Annotated in this window: 20 protein-coding genes; 9 read left to right on the top strand and 11 right to left on the bottom strand. The window is 41.6% G+C overall.

Going from position 1 to position 22,410, the window contains the following annotated elements:
- The first annotated feature begins 11 nt into the window (after positions 1 to 11).
- The 3 genes from purB (at position 12) to HUZ36_RS18115 (ending at position 3,294) form a co-directional block, all read left to right on the top strand.
- Positions 12 to 1,382: an adenylosuccinate lyase gene (gene purB, locus HUZ36_RS18125; protein ID WP_128730280.1), complete on the top strand. Its 1,371-nt coding sequence runs from the start codon at positions 12 to 14 to the stop codon at positions 1,380 to 1,382.
- Between the two features lie 133 nt (positions 1,383 to 1,515).
- Entirely contained in the window at positions 1,516 to 2,703 is a 1,188-nt protein-coding gene (locus HUZ36_RS18120; RefSeq protein ID WP_176033606.1) for a ribosomal protein uL16 3-hydroxylase, read from the top strand.
- Positions 2,704 to 2,835: 132 nt separating this feature from the next.
- A complete protein-coding gene (locus HUZ36_RS18115; RefSeq protein ID WP_147390625.1) occupies positions 2,836 to 3,294 on the top strand; it encodes a GNAT family N-acetyltransferase in 459 nt (152 codons plus the stop codon).
- On the opposite strand, the gene HUZ36_RS18110 is transcribed toward HUZ36_RS18115, so the two are convergent.
- Positions 3,281 to 3,727 carry a DUF4826 family protein gene (locus HUZ36_RS18110; protein WP_125254129.1) on the bottom strand — a complete coding sequence of 149 codons (447 nt, stop codon included), beginning with the start codon at positions 3,725 to 3,727 and terminating at the stop codon, positions 3,281 to 3,283. The two genes, HUZ36_RS18115 and HUZ36_RS18110, sit on opposite strands and share 14 nt — an antisense overlap.
- A 247-nt stretch (positions 3,728 to 3,974) precedes the next feature.
- Between HUZ36_RS18110 and HUZ36_RS18105 the strand changes: the two genes are divergently transcribed.
- From HUZ36_RS18105 to HUZ36_RS18085, 5 genes are read left to right on the top strand one after another with little or no spacing between them, the layout of a single operon-like run.
- The gene (locus HUZ36_RS18105) at positions 3,975 to 4,733 is read left to right on the top strand and encodes a MipA/OmpV family protein (protein WP_176033605.1); all 759 of its coding nucleotides are present in this window, start codon (positions 3,975 to 3,977) and stop codon (positions 4,731 to 4,733) included.
- A complete protein-coding gene (locus HUZ36_RS18100; RefSeq protein WP_176033604.1) occupies positions 4,723 to 5,793 on the top strand; it encodes an efflux RND transporter periplasmic adaptor subunit in 1,071 nt (356 codons plus the stop codon). The genes HUZ36_RS18105 and HUZ36_RS18100 overlap by 11 nt, the downstream gene beginning before the upstream one ends.
- Positions 5,780 to 8,860, top strand: a complete 3,081-nt coding sequence (locus HUZ36_RS18095; protein ID WP_176033603.1) for an efflux RND transporter permease subunit — start codon at positions 5,780 to 5,782, stop codon at positions 8,858 to 8,860. Before HUZ36_RS18100 ends, HUZ36_RS18095 begins: the two co-directional genes overlap by 14 nt.
- Complete coding sequence (locus HUZ36_RS18090) at positions 8,841 to 9,506, top strand: response regulator (protein ID WP_125254125.1); 666 nt, start codon at positions 8,841 to 8,843, stop codon at positions 9,504 to 9,506. Before HUZ36_RS18095 ends, HUZ36_RS18090 begins: the two co-directional genes overlap by 20 nt.
- Complete coding sequence (locus tag HUZ36_RS18085; protein WP_176033602.1) at positions 9,503 to 10,867, top strand: sensor histidine kinase; 1,365 nt, start codon at positions 9,503 to 9,505, stop codon at positions 10,865 to 10,867. The genes HUZ36_RS18090 and HUZ36_RS18085 overlap by 4 nt, the downstream gene beginning before the upstream one ends.
- A 213-nt stretch (positions 10,868 to 11,080) precedes the next feature.
- Here HUZ36_RS18085 and HUZ36_RS18080 read toward each other — a convergent pair whose 3' ends face one another.
- The 5 genes from HUZ36_RS18080 to HUZ36_RS18060 all read right to left on the bottom strand — a co-directional run bounded on the left by HUZ36_RS18080 (position 11,081) and on the right by HUZ36_RS18060 (position 15,974).
- Complete coding sequence (locus tag HUZ36_RS18080) at positions 11,081 to 11,935, bottom strand: acyl-CoA thioester hydrolase/BAAT C-terminal domain-containing protein (RefSeq protein ID WP_254879581.1); 855 nt, start codon at positions 11,933 to 11,935, stop codon at positions 11,081 to 11,083.
- Between the two features lie 16 nt (positions 11,936 to 11,951).
- The gene (locus HUZ36_RS18075; RefSeq protein ID WP_147390619.1) at positions 11,952 to 12,650 is read right to left on the bottom strand and encodes a LytR/AlgR family response regulator transcription factor; all 699 of its coding nucleotides are present in this window, start codon (positions 12,648 to 12,650) and stop codon (positions 11,952 to 11,954) included.
- On the bottom strand, positions 12,644 to 13,627 hold the full coding sequence (locus HUZ36_RS18070; protein WP_254879583.1) for a sensor histidine kinase: 984 nt from the start codon (positions 13,625 to 13,627) through the stop codon (positions 12,644 to 12,646). The genes HUZ36_RS18075 and HUZ36_RS18070 overlap by 7 nt, the downstream gene beginning before the upstream one ends.
- A gap of 765 nt (positions 13,628 to 14,392) precedes the next feature.
- Entirely contained in the window at positions 14,393 to 15,028 is a 636-nt protein-coding gene (locus HUZ36_RS18065) for a LysE family translocator (RefSeq protein WP_176033601.1), read from the bottom strand.
- A 175-nt stretch (positions 15,029 to 15,203) separates the two neighbouring features.
- Positions 15,204 to 15,974, bottom strand: a complete 771-nt coding sequence (locus HUZ36_RS18060) for an HAD-IIB family hydrolase (RefSeq protein WP_147390616.1) — start codon at positions 15,972 to 15,974, stop codon at positions 15,204 to 15,206.
- Between the two features lie 138 nt (positions 15,975 to 16,112).
- On the opposite strand from HUZ36_RS18060, the gene HUZ36_RS18055 reads away from it, so the two are divergent.
- Positions 16,113 to 16,937 (top strand): AraC family transcriptional regulator, encoded by an 825-nt coding sequence (locus tag HUZ36_RS18055; RefSeq protein ID WP_225740724.1) that lies wholly within the window; start codon positions 16,113 to 16,115, stop codon positions 16,935 to 16,937.
- Positions 16,938 to 17,037: 100 nt separating this feature from the next.
- Here the strand turns inward: HUZ36_RS18055 and HUZ36_RS18050 are convergent, their stop codons facing one another.
- From HUZ36_RS18050 to HUZ36_RS18030, 5 genes are all read right to left on the bottom strand, one after another.
- A complete protein-coding gene (locus HUZ36_RS18050) occupies positions 17,038 to 17,598 on the bottom strand; it encodes a hypothetical protein (RefSeq protein WP_176033600.1) in 561 nt (186 codons plus the stop codon).
- A 202-nt stretch (positions 17,599 to 17,800) separates the two neighbouring features.
- Positions 17,801 to 18,385, bottom strand: coding sequence for a GNAT family N-acetyltransferase (locus tag HUZ36_RS18045; RefSeq protein ID WP_147390347.1), 585 nt, complete (start codon positions 18,383 to 18,385; stop codon positions 17,801 to 17,803).
- A gap of 119 nt (positions 18,386 to 18,504) precedes the next feature.
- Positions 18,505 to 19,749: a DUF418 domain-containing protein gene (locus tag HUZ36_RS18040; protein WP_368659806.1), complete on the bottom strand. Its 1,245-nt coding sequence runs from the start codon at positions 19,747 to 19,749 to the stop codon at positions 18,505 to 18,507.
- Complete coding sequence (locus HUZ36_RS18035) at positions 19,742 to 21,082, bottom strand: M23 family metallopeptidase (RefSeq protein ID WP_176033599.1); 1,341 nt, start codon at positions 21,080 to 21,082, stop codon at positions 19,742 to 19,744. The genes HUZ36_RS18040 and HUZ36_RS18035 overlap by 8 nt, the downstream gene beginning before the upstream one ends.
- Position 21,083: 1 nt before the next feature.
- On the bottom strand, positions 21,084 to 22,409 hold the full coding sequence (locus HUZ36_RS18030) for a M23/M56 family metallopeptidase (protein WP_176033598.1): 1,326 nt from the start codon (positions 22,407 to 22,409) through the stop codon (positions 21,084 to 21,086).
- Position 22,410 lies beyond the last annotated feature (1 nt).

Below are 22,410 nucleotides of genomic sequence, written 5' to 3'. Positions count from 1 at the left end.
TAGGAGTTATTATGGAGCTTTCAGCGTTAACCGCTATCTCTCCTGTGGATGGTCGCTATGGTAGCAAGACTAAAGAACTGAGAAGTATCTTCAGTGAATTTGGCTTGATAAAGTATCGCGTCATCGTAGAAGTTCGTTGGTTACAAGCATTAGCGAGCAGCGACGCCATCACCGAAGTACCAGCTTTCAGCGATGAAGCAAATGCACTTCTAGATAGCATTGTTGAAAACTTCAGCGAAGCAGATGCTGCACGTGTCAAAGAGATTGAACGCACCACCAACCACGACGTTAAAGCTGTAGAATACCTTCTTAAAGAAAAAGTAGCGGATAATGCCGAGCTACATGCTGTTAATGAGTTTATTCATTTTGCCTGTACCTCTGAGGACATCAACAACCTGTCACACGGTTTGATGCTTACAGAAGCCCGCGACAACGTGCTACTGCCTTATTGCGATGAGTTACTCGCTGCGATTAAAGAAAAAGCTGTAGAATACAAATCTATCCCAATGATGACTCGTACTCACGGCCAACCGGCTTCGCCATCAACCATGGGCAAAGAGTTTGCAAATGTTTATGTTCGCCTTCAGCGCCAACGCCAGCAGATCGCAAATGTACAGTTACTAGGTAAAATTAATGGTGCAGTTGGCAACTATAATGCGCATTTAAGTGCATACCCAGATTACGACTGGCATGCTCACAGCGAACGGTTTGTCTCAAGTTTAGGCCTGACGTGGAACCCGTTCACTACTCAAATCGAACCGCATGATTACATTGCTGAACTGTTTGATGCTATCGCTCGCTTCAACACCATATTAATCGACTTTGATCGTGACGTTTGGGGTTATATTGCGCTCAATCATTTCAAGCAAAAAACGATTGCAGGCGAAATTGGTTCATCAACAATGCCACACAAAGTTAACCCTATCGACTTTGAAAACTCCGAAGGTAACCTTGGCATTGCTAACGCTATTTTCGCTCACCTAGCACAAAAGCTGCCTGTATCACGCTGGCAACGTGACCTGACGGACTCTACAGTATTACGTAATTTAGGCGTTGGTATGGGTTATGCGCTGATAGCCTACCAAGCAACGCTTAAAGGTGTTAGTAAGTTAGAAGTAAATGCAGAGCGTTTACTGGCAGAGCTTGATGACAACTGGGAGCTTTTAGCTGAGCCTATCCAAACAGTGATGCGTAAGTACGGTATTGAAAAACCATATGAAAAGCTAAAGGATCTTACTCGCGGTAAGCGTGTCAACCAAGAAATCATGGCTGATTTTATTGATAACCTAGCGTTACCTGATGAAGTAAAATCACAGATGAAAGAAATGACGCCAGCGAACTACATCGGTCGTGCTGAAGCGTTTATTGATGAACTAAACTAAGTGTAAAATCACTCTGTTTTAACACCAGTTCAGCACTATTTAGTCTCAAATGTAGATTTAATCCGCTGTGAATTGGTATAAGATAAGCGAAAGAGTCTGCCTCTTTCGCTTTTTTTATCTCAGGGATCCCCTCATGTATCAACTGCAAATAAATGATCTAACATTCGGCCAATTTCTTGAGCAATATTGGCAAAAAAAACCACTATTGATCAAACAAGGTTTTCAGAATTTTATCGATCCAATTGCCCCGGAAGAACTTGCCGGCCTCGCAACAGAAGACTGTATAGAGTCGCGTATCGTTACTAACCACCAAGACAAATGGGAAGCGTACCACGGTCCATTCGAACAGTTTGAGTTACTAACTGACAGTAACAGTACACTGCTTGTTCAAGCAGTTGATCATTGGCATCCACAAGCCGCGGAATTAGTAGAAGCATTTAGATTTATTCCAAATTGGCGAATAGATGATTTAATGATCAGCTATTCCACACCCGGAGGCGGCGTAGGACCGCATTTAGACCAATATGATGTCTTTATTATTCAAGGACAAGGAAAACGCCATTGGCGAGTTGGCCTTCGTGACGATAGTTTAAAACAGTTCGCTCAAAACAAAAGCCTACTTCAAGTTGAGCAGTTCAATGCAGTCATAGATGCGGTACTCGAGCCTGGGGATATTTTATACATACCACCAGCTTGTCCCCATGAGGGCTATGCTGTCGAAAACGCCTTAAATTACTCTGTCGGTTTTAGAGCCCCAGATCAAAAAGACTTACTTTCTAGCTTCGCGGATCACATTATTGATATGGAAGCAGGCAAGAAAAGATTCAGTGATCCTGATCTATCCCCCCGAGCATCAATAGGTGAAGTAACAGCCTCAGACAAACAGCAGATCCACACTATGCTTCACGATTTAATGAAAGACGATAAACTTTATAGTAGTTGGCTTGGAAAAACGCTAAGCGAGCCAAAGCATGAAATGGACTTAGCCCCCCTCGATCCACCACTGGAGTTACAAGATCTTGATGAAATCGCAATAGAAAACCCGATAATTTATCGCGCAGGTGGCGTGCGAGCAATTTATCAAACCTGTGAGACACATGTTTTGCTTAGCGTAAATGGTGAAAACTACACGTTGAGCCATCATTGTTTAGAGGCAATTAAACAATTGACCGATCATACGACGATAGACTTTAAGGCAATAATTCCTGCTTTAGATAGCTTGGAATTTAAACAAACGTTAACTAAACTATTTAATGATGGGACGTACTTCGTTGAAGACAGTGATCCAGAAGAAACTGACGACGACGATAGCTGGGAGTAACGCCTGTTAGAACAAGATAGTCGCGTTCACAATAACAATAACATACTGCAAGTCTCTGCACTTATAGAGGCTTGTCTGCTCTAACTTGTCATGAACAGGGAATGCAGGTGTAATCTGTATATCGAGGGCAGTATGAGTTATAGAATTAGTCGAGTAAATTGGCAGGCCAAAAAGTTTGAGCTTAAAGCAATACGAGAGCGGGTATTTGTTTGCGAGCTTCATATCCCAAAAGACGTAGAGTTTGACCAACAAGATATTACCGCCGAGCATTTAATTATCATTGATGACCACGATGGTGCCGTCGGCACTGGGCGGTTATGTCAGGACGGTTTGCTTAGTCGGATCGCCATATTCAAATCACACCGTAATAGAGAGGCCTACTCTTCCCTTATTAGTGGGCTCGTTGATATCGCAAAAGATAAGGGGCTGGAAAATATTTATATCCAGTGCATTCTAGATGAAGTACCGGAATTCTTACAATCTGGGTTTTCAGAGCACGGGCACGTTTTTATGGAAGCAGGCATTCCAAGACAGCGCTTGAAATGCCCTATCCAGGCTTTAAAAACAGAGCCATTTACTATGCTTCACTAGCCCAGAGCTCTTCTTTAGCAAATAAGTCGTATAAACCATGCGCTCGGTTAATCAATAAATTTGCAAATTGAGCTTGGGTCTTTTCTACCGGCTTAGTGGCCATAATTTCATCGGCTTTGAGCTGCCAATGAAATGAGAAAGAGCGCAGCGCATCCCTTGGTGTTGCAGCTGCTGAGGACTCAATATGATCAGTGGGTAGGTTTCCGGTAATGACCCAGTACCGCTTTCCATTTTGGCCCTTTATTTTCCAAAGTGCCACTAAAGGTTCTATATAGCGGCATTCTTTTTCTATGATACTTTCAGGCAATATTCCTTTGTCTGCAAGGTGCTTCTGCGCAGCCTGCACACAGCTACGTTGCCATTGAATAGACCGTTCACGCTGTTGCTCCGGCGTCAGCGCTTCTTGTTGTGGTTGATTTTGTTCTTCACTCATTACTTGCCCTTGTTATTCTTATTCAGTAAACCGTAAGGCTACTCTACAGTAGCACCGGTAGATTTAATTCAAACGCGTTGTTCTACGCCTACGAAGTACCCCGATACTAAGCTTTTGCAGACACAACAGCAATGACAACTTATCAAATTAAGGCACAGATGATTATTTTCTATGCTGTAAGTTTCGAGAAAGTTTACTGGCTTACTCTAGCTGCAATGAAAAAACATGAACTTCAAGGAATATCATTATGGCTAGAAAACTACTTAACCTCGTCACCACTATATCTATTATTTGTAGCACACAAGTATTAGCAGACGAGCCACCAGAATCACCGCAACTAAAATGGGGAATTGGTGCAGCAATTATTTCTCAAGACCAAGGCTACGTTGGCATAGGTAATGAAACTGAGTTTGTCCCAGCTGTTGCCATCCAATATGGCAACTTTAGCTTACTTGGACCAAGAGCGAATTATAAGGTCTACCAAACTGAGCAGTTTGAGATCAGCCTTTCTGCACACCTCAGGCTAGACGGCTTTGAGGCAAACGATAGTGATTACTTTATCGGTATGGAAGACAGAGACATGAGCTTCGATGCTGGTTTTGAGATGGAGTACGATACCAGTTTTGGTGAGTTTGGCTTTGAATTTATGCACGATGTCAGTAGCACACACAAAGGTTATGAAGCCAGTGTGAGTTATGGCGTGCCATTTAGATTTGAAGATGGTCGCGTCTTCCCCTACATCGCCGCAAACTTTCAAAGTGAGGATCTGGTTGATTATTACTACGGCGTTCAAGCCACTGAAGCACAAACCAATAGAGCCTTTTATCTTGGTGATTCAAGTACTGCTTTTGAAGTCGGCATACAAAGCGACTGGTTTTTGGGCAAGCATCATATGATTAAAGCTGACATAAGTTACACCAGCTATGGCAGCGAGATCAAAGACTCACCGCTTGTGGACGCTTCAGGCAGCGCACAAATTATTCTTGGATATGTCTATGTTTTTTAAATTCATTTTTTTGTTATTCACTACAGCCCTGCTGGGCTGTAGTGTTGAGCCAAAAGAAGAAGTGGCTGAATACATAGTAAAACCAGAGGTCTTCGAAGCCGTAGAGCTGGTTGAAACGATTCCAACTAAACGTTTTTACAGCACAATTACGGGGAGTGATGTTGTCGATGTCGCCTCACTCAGCACTGCGCGAATAAAGTCATTATCGGCTTTTGCAGGCAAACGAGTTGTCAAAGGCGAAGTGCTTGCTGCACTGTATTCGCCGACTTTGGAGACACAATTACGTGAAAAACAATCTCAGCTTACGAGCGCTCAGCAAGCACAAGCGCAGGCAGAGCGGGATTTTGAACGACTCAAAAAGCTATTTGCTAAAAAGCTCGTTTCAGACTCTGTTTTAGATATTGCAAGACTTGAACTCAATCAACAAGTTCAACAAGTCCGCTCAGCGAAAGTGCTGCTTGAAGAGGCAAGAAACATGTTAAATGAACAGCAGATTGTAGCGCCAAGTGATGGCATCATAACAAACAACTATGCACGTGCAGGGGATGTTGTTGATGCTGGTCAACCCATCTTCCAGTTACAAACACTAACAACATTAAAAGCTGAGTTTCTATTGCCTGAGCAAGAATATATTGATTTAGCTATCAATCAAACCGTTACTATCTATGTGCCATCAATCAATAAAACGTTAACGGGCAAAGTAATCGAGAAAAGCCTGCCATCAATGGCTGTAGGACGTTTATTTAAATTAACCGTGGATTTAAATCATCAAAGCCCTGAATTAGTTGGGTTACTTAGTCGCCTTGAACTTGCAATTACTCATGATCCCCTATTTCGCGTTCCAGCTTCTGCAATTCATTACGACCTGAACAAGCAAGCTTATGTTTTTGTTGCCCAGCCAGAGCTTGAACGGTTTTCTGTCAATGTACTTGGTAACGAAGGAGATAAAGTATTAGTGACCGCGCCAAGACTTGCAGGTCAAGACGTGCTAGTCACCTCCGCCGCCAAATTGGGGGTGAATTTAGCCATGCTAAGAGGCCAAGATAATGATAAAAAATAGACTGAGTTTATATGCTTCAACACGCTTAGTCCTTGGGCTATCGCTGCTTCTCGTTATTACAGGATTATTCGGTTGGTTTAATGCAAAAAGCCAAGAAGATCCTAGCTTTCCTTATCGCAATGGTTTTATTCAGATAACTATCCCGGGTCAAAGTGCTACCCAGTTAAATGATAGCATCGTCAAACCACTAGAACGCAGCCTCGCCAAAATTGAGCAAATTAATACAATTCAATCTAGGATCCGTTTCGGTAATGCCACTATTGACATAGAGCTTAACGAGCAAGAATATAACACTGATTTGATATGGCAGCGGATCAAAGAGGAAGTTGCGCCCTTTCGCACAGGGCTAAATGGCGGCTCAATTCAGGTTATGGACAGAGCACAAGATACGCAGGGGATCTTACTTGTCGTTCAGACCGGGAATGGGTTGGCTATGGATCGTAAAATAGCAGTAAAAATACGCGATGAATTACGCCAGCTTGCCGTCGTGAGGGAAGCGACATTAATTGGTGACCCAGGCATTGAACTGGCTATCGGTTATTCTCAACACCGAATGTTAGCTCTGGGGCTCACACCAACAGCCATCGCACAGCAGCTAAGAGATGCCAATAAACAAAATAATCTTGGTGTACTTTCTAACAATCTCAGTAACCTTGCATTGTTGCCCATTAACCACCTCAATCAAGACGAACAAATTGTTGATCTACAGCTAACCACACCTGAAGGTGCGAAAGTGCCACTGGGTAGCATTGCAGACATCCATTACAGAGCGCAACCAACAGCAACTGAACAGTTTTGGAAAAATGGCGAACAGGTTATCGGGATCGCCCTTTCCCTACCGCCGAATCAAGTAAATATTGAAGCCGCTGGTCATACGATTAAACAAGCCGTGACTGACATCAATACACGATATGACAGCACACCGGTGTCCATAGAGATTTTTCAGCCAGATTGGTCAGAGAAACGGCGTGACGGTTTAGTTAATTCGCTTATTCAAAGCTGTATTGGTATCGGTGTCATTCTTCTGCTATTTCTGTCGATACAAAGTGCCGTAATTATAAGCCTGACCGTACCTGCTATTGTCTTATCGTCTATTGCATTATTCACCATTTTTGACGGCGTTATCCACCAGATGACCATTGCCGGTCTGGTACTGTCACTCGGTTTAATGGTCGATAACTGTATTATTATTGCTGAACGACTAAGCCACCATATTAATAAAGGTGTAACGGTAGCAAAAGCAATAACACGCTCGGTCATTGAGTTAAGAAAACCGCTTGCTGCCGCAACCGCCACCACGATTGCTGCTTTTATCCCAATGTTACTTGCCAAAGGCAGTGTTGCAGATTTTATCGCAACAATCCCTATATTGGTGATTATTTGTATCTCTTTGAGCTACCTTGCTGCACTAATACTCATACCCATCTTGTTTGCTCATATTCATGTTTCAAATACTGGACTTGAAAAATGGCAGCGCCACTTCGCAGACGCTCTGTCAAAGCTCGGGTATCATTTATCCGCTCTTGTGCTAAAAAAGCCTGTGATAACGCTCACCCTAGCTGCAGTGCTTGTCACCGCACTACTTTCATTGCCAAGCGCTAATGGTCAATTTTTTCCAAGCGCGAACCGTAATCAAATATATATCGATGTGCAATTACCGCTCTCTAGTCATATCGACACCACAACTCAAACCGCAAATGAGGTGGCTGATTTTGCCAGTCGCAATAAACACGTTACCGACGTCATGGTTTTTAGTGGCTTTTCAGGTCCAAGGTTTTACTATAACCTCGCACAAAAGCCTGGCGAAACTCATATTGCTCGCGTAGTAGTAACACTTACAGAGGACGTAGATCCGGTTGAATTTTCGCAATCACTAAATAGTGTGCTAATACAGCAATTTCCCGAAGTACTGGTCAAAGCCCAAGAATTAGGACAAGGGCCACCAATTGAAAGCCCAATTGAGTTAAGGCTCACAGGCAATGATCAAACTGCCCTATTCAATGCCGCAGAAGCCATGTTTTTGGAACTTCGCCAGCATCCAGAAGTCGTTTCTCCATACAGAAATTATAGTTTCGGTGCGCCCGCTATCAACTTAGACATAGACCAACTCGCTTTGTCTGCTTTTGGGTTACGTCACGAAGAAATAGCTGATTATATCGCTTGGAGAAGTTCTGGGCTGCGAGTAACCACGCTTGATTATAATTTTGAACCTGTAGAGCTTGTTCTCTTTGACCCGAGCTCAACCCAAAGCAGTGTTGATATGGTAAATACACAGGTACTATTGCCCCAATATGCCACCACAGCACTGTCTGGACTGGTATCGGCAGATATTGTCAATGCACCTCCTTTTATTGAGCGACGCAATGGTGAATTTATCATGTCAATAAAGGCGGATGTACTACCTAGCAGTGATGAAGAAAATATATTACAGACGTTACAGCCAACGCTGGAAGGTATAGCCAAACAACACCTTGTAAAGCTTAGCTTTGGCGGCGAACTAGAAGAGTCAGAAGAAGCCAATGGCGCGTTACTACAAACCCTTCCTTTTGGCATAGCACTCTTGTTTGCCGCATTGATGGTACAGTTTAATTCTTATCGCCTAACCGCTTTGGTTATGCTGACCATACCGCTTGGTATTATTGGTGCACCGGCGATGCTCGCAATTACTGGGATCCCCTTCGGCTTTATGTCAATCTTAGGCGTACTCGCACTCATGGGAATTGTGGTAAATACTGCAATTTTATTGATCGAAAATGCGCTCAACCACTTACAACAAGGCTGTACACTAGAAGAGGCAATTTGCTTATCGGTACAAAACCGTATTCGTCCTGTTATAGTGACCACATTAACCACAATAATCGGCATGTTGCCGTTAACATCAAGCGCCAGCCCATTATGGCCACCATTGGCTTGGGCTGTGATTGGTGGTTTGTTGACCTCAACTCTATTGAGCATGCTGGTATTACCTGTATTACTCAAGCTGATACTTGCAGGCAAGCGTTTCCAGCAAAGCCAAAACATAACACAAAAAAGGAGCTTACAAACGAATGAGAGTGCTAATTACTGAGGATAACCAGCAGCTTGCTGAATTTATTCAACAAGCTATCGCCCAAGATGGTCATGCTGCTGATATTGCCATAACCGCAGCACAAAATACGCAATTGATGCAAAGTTGGCAGTATGACGCTCTCGTTTTAGACCTTGGTTTGCCCGATAAAGACGGGTTAGAGGTCATTCGCGAGATCCGCAAACAACAAAATACGCTACCGATACTTATTCTCACAGCGCGCGGAAGTGTAGATGACCGCATTAAAGGTCTTGATTTGGGGGCTGATGATTACCTCAACAAGCCTTTTGCCATTGATGAGCTAAAAGCAAGGTTAAGAGCACTACTGCGTCGCCCAAGTAGTTACACCGCAAATCTGCTCACCCATAACAATGTGTCGCTCGATACCAAAGCAAGAAGGGTTACCGTCTGTGGTGAAAACTTAACAATGGGAAAAACTGAAGTGGCCATCTTGGAATATCTGATCCGAAATGCAGGGTTAACGGTGGGTAAAGATGCCTTATATGATGCAATATACGCCATGGGATTTGAAGTAACAGATAATGCAATTCAAGTCGCGGTTCATCGGATCCGTAAAAAATTAGAGTCATCTAATGCACAAACGACCATTAATACCCTACGTGGCATAGGATATATTTTGACATGAAACCGATTTCTTTGGCCAAAAAAATCTATCTGCATTTCTTTATTATCGGTTCCAGCGTATTTAGTTTAATTGGAATAAGTTTGTACTTATTTTCAACTAATTACGCTAACTTAGCCGTAAAAGAAAGTATGTTTGGGATGAGTGAAGATATTCAAGAGCAGCTATCATTTAACAGCAACCGTGAGCTAGTCTATCAATCTGATAATGTTGCAGAAAAGTGGGGATATGACGCTTTATATAACAATTTGGTTTTCAGGGTAACCCATGGCGAAACGAACGAGACACTGCTTCAATCGACGTCCAACATCACTAGTTCTACGGCACTTCAAGCTTTAATGGACAACCAAGATATTCCTGTTGGCTACTCTCATTTAAAGGGCATAGACCGTTACCGTATAGAAACGGAAATAGATAACGTACCTGTTAATATCTACCTAGGTAGAAACGATCTGCTTGGTGAGCTTGCAAACGAAGCGGTTATGCCTGCACTTAGCCAAGTGTCTATCTTTATTATCATTGCCGCATTTTTTGTATTTATGCTAGTGGGATACCTTTCGATCCGCTCGATTGTGAAACCAGTAAAAAGTGTTGCGGCACAATTGGCACGAGTAAGACCCGAGCAACTTAACTTCCGCCTGAGCGAGCAAGGTTTACCCGTTGAAATTGTACCTATTGTGCATTCGCTAAACCAAGCAATTGCACGGGTCGAAACTGGGTTTGATGAACAGAAGCGTTTTGTTGCAAATGCCGCCCATGAATTAAAAACGCCGCTTGCTATTTTAAACACGAGAGTGGAGTTGGCAAAACTGGATAAAAACACCCATGCTGGAATTTTAGCTGATGTTAGCTATATGACTCGGGTGGTACAACAACTACTTGACTTATCGCGTGCCCAGAGTCTCGACGCTTATGCAAAGCAACCACTTAGTATCACCCCTCTGGCAAAAGAAGCTTGTATGATGCTGGCTCCTTTATCTGTTACGTTGAACAAACAATTAGAATTAGAGATAGACGAAAATGGTGAGATGTTTGCAGGCGATCAGTCTTCTATTCACATCATGATCAAAAATCTTATCGAGAATGCGTTACGCCATAGCGCAGAAGGTGCACTAATAAAAGTACATGCGTCAGGAAACAGTATTTCGGTGATGGACAGCGGGCCTGGAATTGACATTCAAAACTACGAAAAGATCTTTGAACGTTTTTGGCGCAAAGAGCAATCATCAATGACCGGAAGCGGCCTTGGCCTTGCCATCGTAAAAGAAGTGGTAGATTTACATCATGCCACTTTAGACGTTACCTGCAAGAACACACTTGGTGGCGCAACATTCAGTGTCACCTTCTCAACACTAAACTCGTAACTAACCTGAGGCTTAGATAAAAAACAGCTAACCCATTTTTTAATATCACATTAAATTATACCCTTATCTAGCTAGACAGTTTTGGGAATAACACCGCTTCCGCGTCCTACTCTCGCTACGGTGCCTACATCCTGTAAGCAAGGTGAATTTACGCAGTTAGCGCTAAAACTGGCTGCTAGAAAGGCATTAATTACGAAGATTAGGTGGTATTTTTTAACGGGCCATACAAGTATCAACCAATGTCTGATGTAAAAACTGGTTAACTTGCGTTTGCACTTCTTTATTGAAACTATAGTGCCCGCCATCCATTGCAATATGTTCAAATGGATAAGAAAATTTGGCTGTTTGTAGACTCGACTCTATATGCTGTGACATTTGATAAGATGGCCAGATCTCGTCATGTTTTGCCGACACCAGTAATATTGGTCCATTGATTTTTTCTACAGGGATCTTTGCCGCTGCAACGGCGTCTGCACTCGCCTCACTCAGTGCTTGATTAAAAGCTGGAGTAAACTCTCCTGTGATATTGCCTTTTTGCATTTTCCATGAGAGTAAGGGCGCATCAATATAATCAAGTGGTGTCCCATTTAGCGACCAACTTGAGCGAGACGAAAGTGTTTTAACTGCATTCCAGCTAACATGGCTGGGCATTACTGAAACAACATGATTAATTTCATCAAAGTGTGCGCCTAACAATAGTGCAAGTTCAGCCCCCTTGGAGAAACCATAAACTGCGACACATTTTTCATCTATCATGGGATCTTTCGTCAGCGTGATTATTCGATCAGCAATTTTATTCAGCGATAATTCTGCCGCACTGCTTGGCGTATTTTGAGTACCGTAATATCCCATTGCGGCAACAGATACACCAATGTCATTAAAACCATCAAGAAAAGGTCGCCAATGGGAAGCTGAGAGTGTATTTCCCCCTTCACTTCCCCCCAGTACAACAACCAAAGGCCGTGGTTGACCCTCTTGTATAAACTGCTTCTTCACATCGGGCTGCGCGTCATTTGAACAAGCCGCAAGTAACCCTACCAAAGCCAATGGCATAATAAATTTCATCATGTTAATTCCTAACTATTTAACTGATCAGTTTTTGTTTGAGTATTTTTGCGCCGTTTCGGCTCGTGATAACTTGCTGGTTGCTACCACGTAATTTCACCAAATAACCCCCCGTGACCCAACGTTCAAACGAGACGATGGCTTCTTGATTAATAACGGTGTCGCGGTGGACTCTTAAAAATCTCGCGGGTAATTGAGCTTGTAACTCATCCAATGAACCCTCTAACGGAAAGTGTTGATCGGCGCAATAAGCGTAGGCTTGACCAAACTCAAGCTTGATGACATCAATACGGTTAGTGTCAATCAATACGATTTTCCCTGCCACTTTGCTCGGTAATTTTATGTCTACAGGTGTGCTCGCGATAGCACCAACTCTGGATAACGCTAATGACAGTCGCTCGTTATTATATGGTTTAAGTAAATAATCAACTGCACCAAGTGTGAAAGCATCAACAGCAAACTTGCTATGTGCTGTGGTAAAAATTATTGCCCCCATAAAACCCGTGGCCTTAAGTTTTAAGGCCAAAGCCATGCCATTGATACTTGGTAGGTTAATATCAACAAATAGCAAATCGATATTGCCATTATTGCCGCTATTTAAGAATGCGATTGGATCCCTGTATGTGCCAACGACTTTATGTGTAGATACTAGCGATAGCTGCATAAGCAATTTTTCTATTGCGGGTTGCTCATCTTCAATGATGACGATATTTAACATACTTGCCCGTTCCTTTTTAATCTAAAGCGTACAACGGCACCAGCGGATCTTTCTTCGTTGCTTAGTTCCAACTCTGTACTTGCTTCTAAGCGAAGTCGAGAGCGGGTAATTGAGAGCCCTAAGCCGGCTTTCTCTGGCTGTGCCAAGAGTGCGCCACTAAACCCTACACCATTGTCCCTCACCTCAAAAAGTACCTCATCGCCTTCAGCTGCAATCAACACTTTGATATTCAGTGGATTTACCTTTGCATGCTTTATGGCATTTTCTAAAATAGGTTGTAGGAGCATTGCCGGCATTTCCTCGTTAATTAAGGACTCATCGACTTCAAATGTAATCGAAAGGTTTTCACCAAACCGGCAAGTTTCAATTTCAACCCATTGATTTAAGTTCACTAATTCATCGGCTATCGTTACCCTTTTTGCATCTTCTTCCGTTACCACAGAATGCTTTAATGAATAACGTAATACAGCAGCCAGGTTATGAATAAGCGTACCAGCAGTCTCGGGATGATGTTTTAAGAGCGCAGAAATCGTATTGAGACTATTAAACATAAAATGTGGATTTAATTGGCTGTGTAGTAGTCTGATCTCGGCGAGCTGCCGAAGTTGCTTTTCTTGTTTTAAATGACGTTGAGATAGATAAAACGTAGTCGCAACAAAAATACCCGCAGACCAAGGTAGTGCAATCGCTGCGGCTTCGAACAAGGTAAAAGTTTGCGTATTTACCAAAAGGCTTCTAAGTACACCCCACGACATGCAACCAAGCACCATAAGGCAATAAAAAAGCGTATATTGCTGTGGCCAGTTAGAGAGCTTGAAGCGCTGAACACCGAGATAACTTAACACCATTGGCAGCCAGTAAAGACAAATCACGGCGAGGATCGATGATAGTAAAATATTCACCGAAAGGTGCATTCCTCTTTGCACCCAGTCAGTTAAACTAATAGCAAGGCTGATAGCCGCGATGCTCGCGAGCATCACGAACCGCTCTTTTGGCCGTAAAATAAGATCTACCATAATCAATACAAGTTGTTACCTATATTTTTATAGTACTCAACTGAAGTGAAAAAGCATGTAGATTATTGCTAAATGGTCATTTTTTAATGCTGATTGGTTGGTTGTTTAATTATTGAACGCGTTTGAATAGGTTGAGCCTCAAAAATAGCGCCTTTTTATCGGTGCGAATACATTTCCACGTAAGCTCGACTAACTCTAAATAAGACTTGAGTTCAAAAAATACTGAAACTAATGACACCCACCGCTTATAATAGTGGGTGTCGGAATTGTTTACGCTTAATCAAATTTGGCAGTTGCATAAGTGCCATACTTGGCCGTGTAACAGCAACTTCATATTTTAAACCTAATTGTGATAACAGCCGCTCGTCCAACTCGTATTTAGACAAAAACGCGTTAGAGCTTAAGGTCTAACACACTCAATATAGACTAGAATAGGTATCTTAAACCCTTAAACCCTGATGATGTGCCACCAACGGTGGTTGACATTTTATGGCTTCTGATTCAATTGCCAATCAATATAATTTTGTGGCGCTAGATCAATTTCGATTACATATTCTGCAACAAAGGTAATCTCTGCGCCAAACCCTAACTATACTCTTTCTTCGTTCAGTTCAATGCAATAAGGTTAAAATCCGAGTATAATTATAAACTTATCGAAAAAAACTTCAGATATAATTAAATTAGAAAAAATAATTCAGGGAAGGCCAATAAGAGCTAAATGCAGTGTTAGATCTTGAAGCCATCCGCGACAAACTTACTGCCCAATGATCCCATTATTAAACCTGAACCTTTATTGATTATTGACTGAAACCGCAAATAACGAGTTTGCGCTTTTGAACTTGATAGCACCACAGCAACTCCAAAGTACCACGAAAAATTTAAGACGAACACACCGGCAACCAATATTAATGTTGTGTAATCTGGCACTCTAGCAGGAAGCATCGCTGCAAACACACTACTAAAAACTATTGCAGTTTTTGGATTGCTTAACTGTGTTGCTAACCCTAAAGTTACAGCTTTAATATGAGCAGGGTTGCTAGATACTTCAGACTCAACATAACAGGCTTTATTTTTGCCTACTCGCCACATCTGTAATCCTAGATAACAGAGATATAAACCACCAAAAATTTTGAATGTCACGTAAAGCTGAGGCACTGATTGAAAAAGTGTTATGAGCCCGATTGATGCTATTAATGCAAATGTACTAGCACCCAATGCTAAGCCGCTGGCGATACAAATGGCTTCAATTCGAGACTTTGCCATAGCAGTTTGCGCAACTAAAATAAACGATGGCCCGGGTGTCATTGCTCCAATGAGTAATAGACTAGCTATAGGGAATAGGAATAAATATTGCTCCGACATTAATATACATCTCCTTTTTGAATGATGTAGTGGATCCTAATACCGCCAAAATATAGACGAGGAAATTATTCAGGTACACACCAAAAAATATTTATCCACTTGATAGTAATACTCATTAGATATTGTAGGAAAAGTGAAGGCATCCAACTGATTTCCTGATTCCCCTTAAGCTATTTTAGTGATTATAACTCAGGCTTTTTATAATATCTGCTACTACATCTAGGACACAATCAAATGAACAGCGGTAACTTGCTTTACCATAAGAGTCAGTCTCTCCAACGAAAATCGATATTTTCGATTTATCTAACATGTCAAAGTCGTTGTAGTCGTTACCTATTGCCAAAGTGTTCTCGAACTCGACGCCTAGTTTATCAAGAGCTTTAGCCTTGTTCGTTTTAATGGGTGTTAAGTCAAAAAAGTTGTCATAAGTATGGGTATGAAGGCTACATTTCAGATTATTAGACAAAACAAACTGTTCGATATCTTTTTTTACTTGTGAGCAGAGAATTAAGAGCTTGGTAACACCATTCGTAATGATATCTTCCTCCGACACTCTAAAATCTGATAGTGATTCAATATAACCGTGGAACTCATGCTTCTTTTGTGAAAATGCATACTTCCATTCACCATCAATAATATAGGGAGCCGATTTAGCTTTTAAAAGATCGAGTATCGGTCCAATTGCTTCATAGGGAAATTGGTTTGAAAAAATCATATCCCCATGTTTCCATGCTTGTCCACCATTACAACCGATAAATGTAGCACCTCTCAACTCTTCTGGTACTAACGGCAGCATATCTCTAATTGGCCTGGCTGATGCAAAAAACAAATTATAACCCGATGTAAGCCTTTCTATATCTTTAGCCTTTTGGCTATCTAGTGGCTTACCGTGCTTAACGATGGTTCCGTCCAAGTCGAAAACAATATTTAGATTCTCATTACCCATGCGAGTGACCTTTATAAATTAAAAATATGTACGAGAGTAAAAATTTAGCTATTTATTTTGTTAGCTAGTCCTTAACTTTAACGACTACCCATGGTAATTTTGGTGGTTTAAGCTCACCTTATGGAGGTTTTGGCTCAAATGGCAAATATCAAGTTAACTCGTTTTTCACCAAACCGTTCGATCCGAGTTCATCACTTAAAAAATAGTTCTCCAATGTTTGAACTCCATGCTCATGACAGTTATGAATTAATAATGCTGACTAATTGTAAAGGAAAGCGCTATATCGGTGATTCAGTATCTAGAACAGAGGGAAGTGAGCTACTTCTCATTCCCCCATATGTGCGACATACATGGGATTGTGAAAGTAAAGCTCAAGATATCGTAGTTGTGTTATTTGGAAATGAGCTACTCGACACCTCCATCCCAGAGCTTCAACCTACTATGCATTGGCTAAAGACTATTAATCAGGTGGTTGCTTTATCGCTCGATACAAAATGTAAAGAATCTCTATATAAAACACCTATGTTAGAAATGAAGCGATCTAATTCAGTCGAACAAGTAACCAAAGTGATTAGTATTCTGAACTCCCTACGCACCAGTTGTGATAAAACTGAGTCGTATATAACAGCCACTCCACAAACCTGGATACCTAGACTTATAGAGTATATTAGTGCTGATGAAGTTCGTTCTTTTACTGATTGTGCCTCGACACTAAATGTGAGTGAGTCATCTTTGAAGAGATTGTTAAAGAAAGAATTAGATACTAACTTTACCGAATTGTATCGGCATATCAGAATTAAGAAAGCTCAGAGGTTATTGGCGAGAACATCCATTCCGATTTCGATTATTGCGGAGCAAAGTAATTTCAACTCCATTCGCTCATTTAATGAAGCGTTTAAGATATATAGCTCGTTGACACCTAAACAGTTTAGAATTGAGTACCAATGGCGTTTAAACTGGTAGCTACCTATTTTCCATTTATCGCACGACTAAATGATACATTTTCTGTTCTGGCTCACTTGTATAAATAAACCAAATATAAATAAACCAAAGACACCCACCACTAATAACAGTAGGTATCTGTATTGTTTTTTGACAAGTTTGTATGCGGGGAATAACATACAAGCTTATCATCTGGATTGTAACACCGATCTATTTGGCCATCATTATCACTGTCATGTGGGTGTGTATACTCTGGGTTAGAGTCTGGCGGACACTGATTTACTTGCTCGCTAAATTCAGAGACAGCCCCGTAATCGTGTACGCCTGACACAGGCGGATTAATATGCGCTTTTCTCCATGTCGTCGTATAATTTACGACAAACTTTTTAGTTTTATCACCTGTACCAACAAAGTAGCCACCGGAATTTGTTGTTACAACATATGAATTGGTATAGGCTTTGTCATGCTCTGATAAAAACCAATTTGAACAGATACTTAAGTCTACTTTTGCTGGCGTAGTATTCCCACCGTAAAACTTTCCAAATATAACGCACCAATACGAAAGTACTTCAACCGTTTCTGGTTCAACCCACTGAGCATCATCTGGATAACCTATCGGTTGTTCATTTGCCGAAAGATCAAAAAAAGCGAAGATTAATAGAAAAGAAACAAATAAGCGCATATCAACTTCCTATGTCGAAATAAGTTATAAACAGCACCAAATCTAAAGGACATTCAACATATAATCAATACAATACTGACGCTCACTTTGTGAACTAGGCTCGTTCAAATTGTGAAACTAATGACCCCCACAACTAATAACAGTGACTAAAGAACAAGTTACTATCTTGATCTCAGGTTAATTTAATAGCCAACCTCCATACTCAAGGTCGCCAGTGCATTGTTGTTGCGCCACTAAAGCCAACTAACCACTCAAGATAAGAAAAGTCGTCGTGGTGGGAAGCAACAAACCCCGTTCTTAAATACAGTTGTTTTGCTTTTGGATTGTTATCAATGACATCGAGCCGTAACGTTTTGAAACCATTTTCGCGCGTGTAATTTTGCACTGCATGCAGCAAAGCCGTGCCGATCCCCTTACCTCTCGCTTGCTTGGATACCGCAATTCCATCCATTACCAACTCATGTTGTGCAGGTGCTCTATCAAATAAAGAAAAAATAGCAGCCGCTTTTATTGCGCCGAAAAAGCCAAGCTCCTCTTTTAACACAGCAAAGTCTATGTTTGAGGTAAAACCTTTTTTCGCATCTTGAAAGCCTGCGATACCCAGCAAGTTTTCACCTTCAAAAGCCCCAAAAGCGTACTCTGTCACAAAGCTCTTGGCGATGATTGCAACCAGTTTATCCCTGTCTGCAACAGCTGCCTTGAACTTGCGACCAAACGCTTCAATATATAGCTCTGCCGCGGCCTGCACATGTCTACTATGCCACCCTCTCACTATTTTTAATTCCATACTTTTTATTCATGCGTTACAAAGCTTTATATTAAATTTAAAACATTAGAATTAATAAGTTTAAGTTTGTAAAAAATAGTATAACGCAGTTTATGAGCCACCACGTTCAGAGCACAGTTTTACGCCCTAGCATCGTCATTAAATTGTCTGAGCTTAGCAGTGAGTGTACGCCATACTTTCTCTAGTGGGCCTTGGGTAAAGAAACGTCCGTATATCATATTTAGCACAATTTGGCACAACACCATCAGGATCCACAGGACTAATAGCTCACTACGACTATAGGTATTATAAAGGTCAAAGCCATAGAATATGATCACCAGTACAATCGATTGCAGAATATAGTTACTCAGCGCAAATCTTCCGACTAAATTTATTGGCGTGAGCCACCGCAGCTTGCAGAGGAAACGATTATAAAGCAAAGATAAAACAACAATGTAAACTAGCGCCTGAAGTTCTCTATTTAACACAACCAACATTTGCTTTGAATAGGATAGTATTGGTATATGAGGGTGTAATAACCAGTGAAAATAGCGTTGCTGAGAAGCATATATTGACACTACCACTAACCCAATAAAGGCAGCTACCACGAGCGGGCTTAGCTTTTTGGCGCTAAAGAATCCACTTTGAAACAACAGCGATCCTATCAACATCATCATCAATGTTGACCAAAAGATACTGGAATAAAATAGCTTACCTTTATGAACTTGCGGTGTACTAAAATTATCAAGCCAATGCGCTTGCAGTGTTGGCTGGTGTTCAAGTTCACTATGCCTTGGGAGCTTTTGTTTGACTCTATTTTCCCAACGCGAAATACTTCTATGCTGCTTGCTTGAACGCTGCGCCTTTTCAACGCTTTGTGCTACTACATATGCTTGATACTGTGCGTTAGTTCGCTCTGCTTTGGCATAACCAAAAAGCAATATAAAGCTAATACAAACGACAATACTGAATTTTATCACCGCTGAACCAAGCAAAATTATCATTAACGCCACAATACCAATCACAGCATAGTGATAAAGGATATCTCCACTCCAAATAAAATAAGCATGCGTACAGCCAATAATAAACAATACCAGTAATCGTGAGGCGCTGAGTGTTATTGCAGATCCTAGCGGCTGTTTTTGAATTATCATTGTCAACCCGACACCAAACAAGGCAGCCAATAAACCATAAAACTTACCTTGAGCAACAAAATAAACCCAATACCGCACCTTACTGTCAAGTTCCGTCATAAAGCCATACTGATAGCTGCCCCAAGGGTTTGGATAAGCAAAGCTTTCTATATTTATCAGTAAAATGCACAGAATAGCTATGCCACGAAGAAAGTCTAAACTATTGATCCTTGTCGTCATTTTATTATTCACCGACTTGTACCTGTTCAACATTATCTATTTGACTAGCAATACGAGAGTCCTTGCCATTAAGCCGGTCGGAAACCTGTGCCACATATGCAATAAAGCGCTTGAGCTGTTTACCTTCCAACTTGATATATTTTGGCTGTTTGAGAGTAAGCGGATTAATTGCCTTGCCGTCTTTGTGCACCTCATAATGTAAGTGACGTGCTTGTGAAAGACCGGTATTTCCCAAGTAGCCAATCACCTCACCTTGCTTTACTTTAGCCCCGGCTGTAATCCCTTTGGCAAACCCTTTTAAGTGAGCATAAAGCGTTTGATAACCGTTACCATGTGCCAAAATAATGCGATTGCCAAAGCTTCCTCCCCAGTTGGCCTTGATCACCTCTCCTGATCCGGCCGCCATAATAGGCGTGCCAATCGGCGCACCAAAATCTATGCCTTTGTGCATACGTGTATAGCCAAGCACGGGATGGTGACGTTTACCAAAACTGGAAGATAACCTTGCTCCATTGAGTGGTGTTTTCATCAAAAAGCTCTGTGCGAGCCTGCCGTCTTCATGGTAAAAAGCAGACATTCCTGACTCATCAGAAAATTGATAAAGTCGATATTCTTCTTTTCCTGATAGCAGCGCAACATGCTGCAGCTGCGTGGCTATGTCGCTTTTCTCTGCAAGCCTAGAGGTCGATAGCAACGATTTTTGCTGATAAACAAAGTCAATTTGATCACCTGCATATATTTCTCGCTGGAAATCAACCAGATGTGACAGCGCAATAATACCCTGATTGATAATATCGTGAGGGATCCCTGCTTTACTTGCATCAACAAAAAAGCTGGATTCAACTACTGTTGAGAGTCGTTTGGTACGCGTAACGGTTTCAAGATTCTCAAGTGATGCCTGCCACCCATCTTTAGCTCTTTTTATCTCTATTAGCTTTGCAAAATCGAGCTCAAAACGGATAAGTTCAACCTGACCCTCGCGCAATGCAACTTCAATTGTCTGTCCAGTCTTGAGCTTAGTTAAAGAGGTCCAAGTCGCGACTGACTTTTCAACTAGCCAACTATCTCGGTCACTAAATGCGAATGGCGCAAGCAAAGTAGTTAAGCTCTCACCTGACTTGAGCTTGAGAAGCAACCACTGCTTGTCATTTTTGTTGTCGCTCGTCGCTTCTGATGAGGTAGTGCTTAAATTGGGGGTATGTAACTCACCGACGCTAGTTGTAACGGTAGGAACTGCTACTCTTTTACTAGGCTGCACTGACAGGCTTTCATTTGATGAATTAGGTTGCTTTGAGCAGCCGGATACCGCCAACAGAATGATGGCTAATAAGTATTTTTTTAGCATATTAAATTTCCAACCGCTTTAGGGGATCAATGCGAGTATTCTGATGAAGTATTTCCAAATGTAAGTGCGGTCCGGTTACTCTGCCAGTTTCACCAATAGTGCCTATCATTTCACCTTTTAACACCTTTTCACCTACCGCTACGTCTATACTATATAAATGCGCATATAAACTTTGATAACCGTTATCATGCTGGATCAATACAACTTTTCCATAATTCTTCGCCAGCGTGGTATTGTCAGCAACCGTTACAATACCGGCTGCAACCGTCATCACTGAGTCGCCAGTACTTCCTGCAAAATCAACACCTTGGTGTGCTTTATTGTGACGAAAGCTAGAAATATGACCAAAGTGTGATGTTATCATTGGATTTTCTACCGGCAATTGCCACATTGTGTTGCTTGATACTGTTACTCTCGCCCATTGCAGGTTGCCATAGGCCAATACAGAACAAGACAAGATAAAGAAAGCGAACAAAGGCCAATTATTAGGCTTGCTCTGAGGTTTTAAAATAATGGTAAAACGCTTTTTATAATCATCAAGCGTGAGTGAATTTGATGCAAAGCTGGCAGCAATATCTACTGGCGTCTGCAACTTCACACGCTTTAGCGAGTTAATCAAAGCCCGGCTGTATACCAGCGGTTCAATCTGATACCGAGCAATCGTCAACTCATCACATCGATATTCCATCGCTCGAATAAAGCTTTGCTCCATCTTGGCAATAAATGGATTAAACCACGCTATCACACAGCACAAGCGCCACACCATAACCGCAATATGATCGCCTTTATTGACGTGTGTTAGCTCATGAAATATCAACGCTTCTTGTTCATCCTTAGGTAAATCTTCAAACTCCATTGGTAAATATATCTTTGGTTTTAACAAGCCAAACACAAACGGTGAGCAGGTGATTGGTAACTGATACAACGCTTGGGAATAAGACTCAACTCTTGATGCGCTGAGACAAAGGTATTTGATACGTTTGTACTGTGTGAGCAGCACCCCTAAATGGAAAATCAGCCCCACACAATAAACAATCGCTAAAGTCGTGAATAATACTTCTAACCAAGGCAGTGTGACTCGTACGTTTCTTGTCATTGCAATTAACGGCTCGGCATATTGTTGTAAATTGTCATGTAGTAGCACTGACGGTATCGCTTCTTGTTGCTCAAGAAATTCAAAAGGCAAAAAAGGTACAAACGTGACGGCAAGCAATCCCCACCATAGCCTTTTGCTCTGGAAGTAATATGCACAAAGAGATACCCCTACCACATAACTCAATCCAGTTAAGGCAACCCACAACAATACAGAAAGTAATATTAATTCCATT

Origin of the sequence: Pseudoalteromonas sp. McH1-7 (assembly GCF_013366255.1) — a bacterium.
Taxonomy (GTDB): domain Bacteria; phylum Pseudomonadota; class Gammaproteobacteria; order Enterobacterales; family Alteromonadaceae; genus Pseudoalteromonas; species Pseudoalteromonas peptidolytica.
The sequence above is the reverse complement of the archived record's forward strand: the minus strand, read 5'-3'. Positions and strand labels throughout refer to the sequence as shown.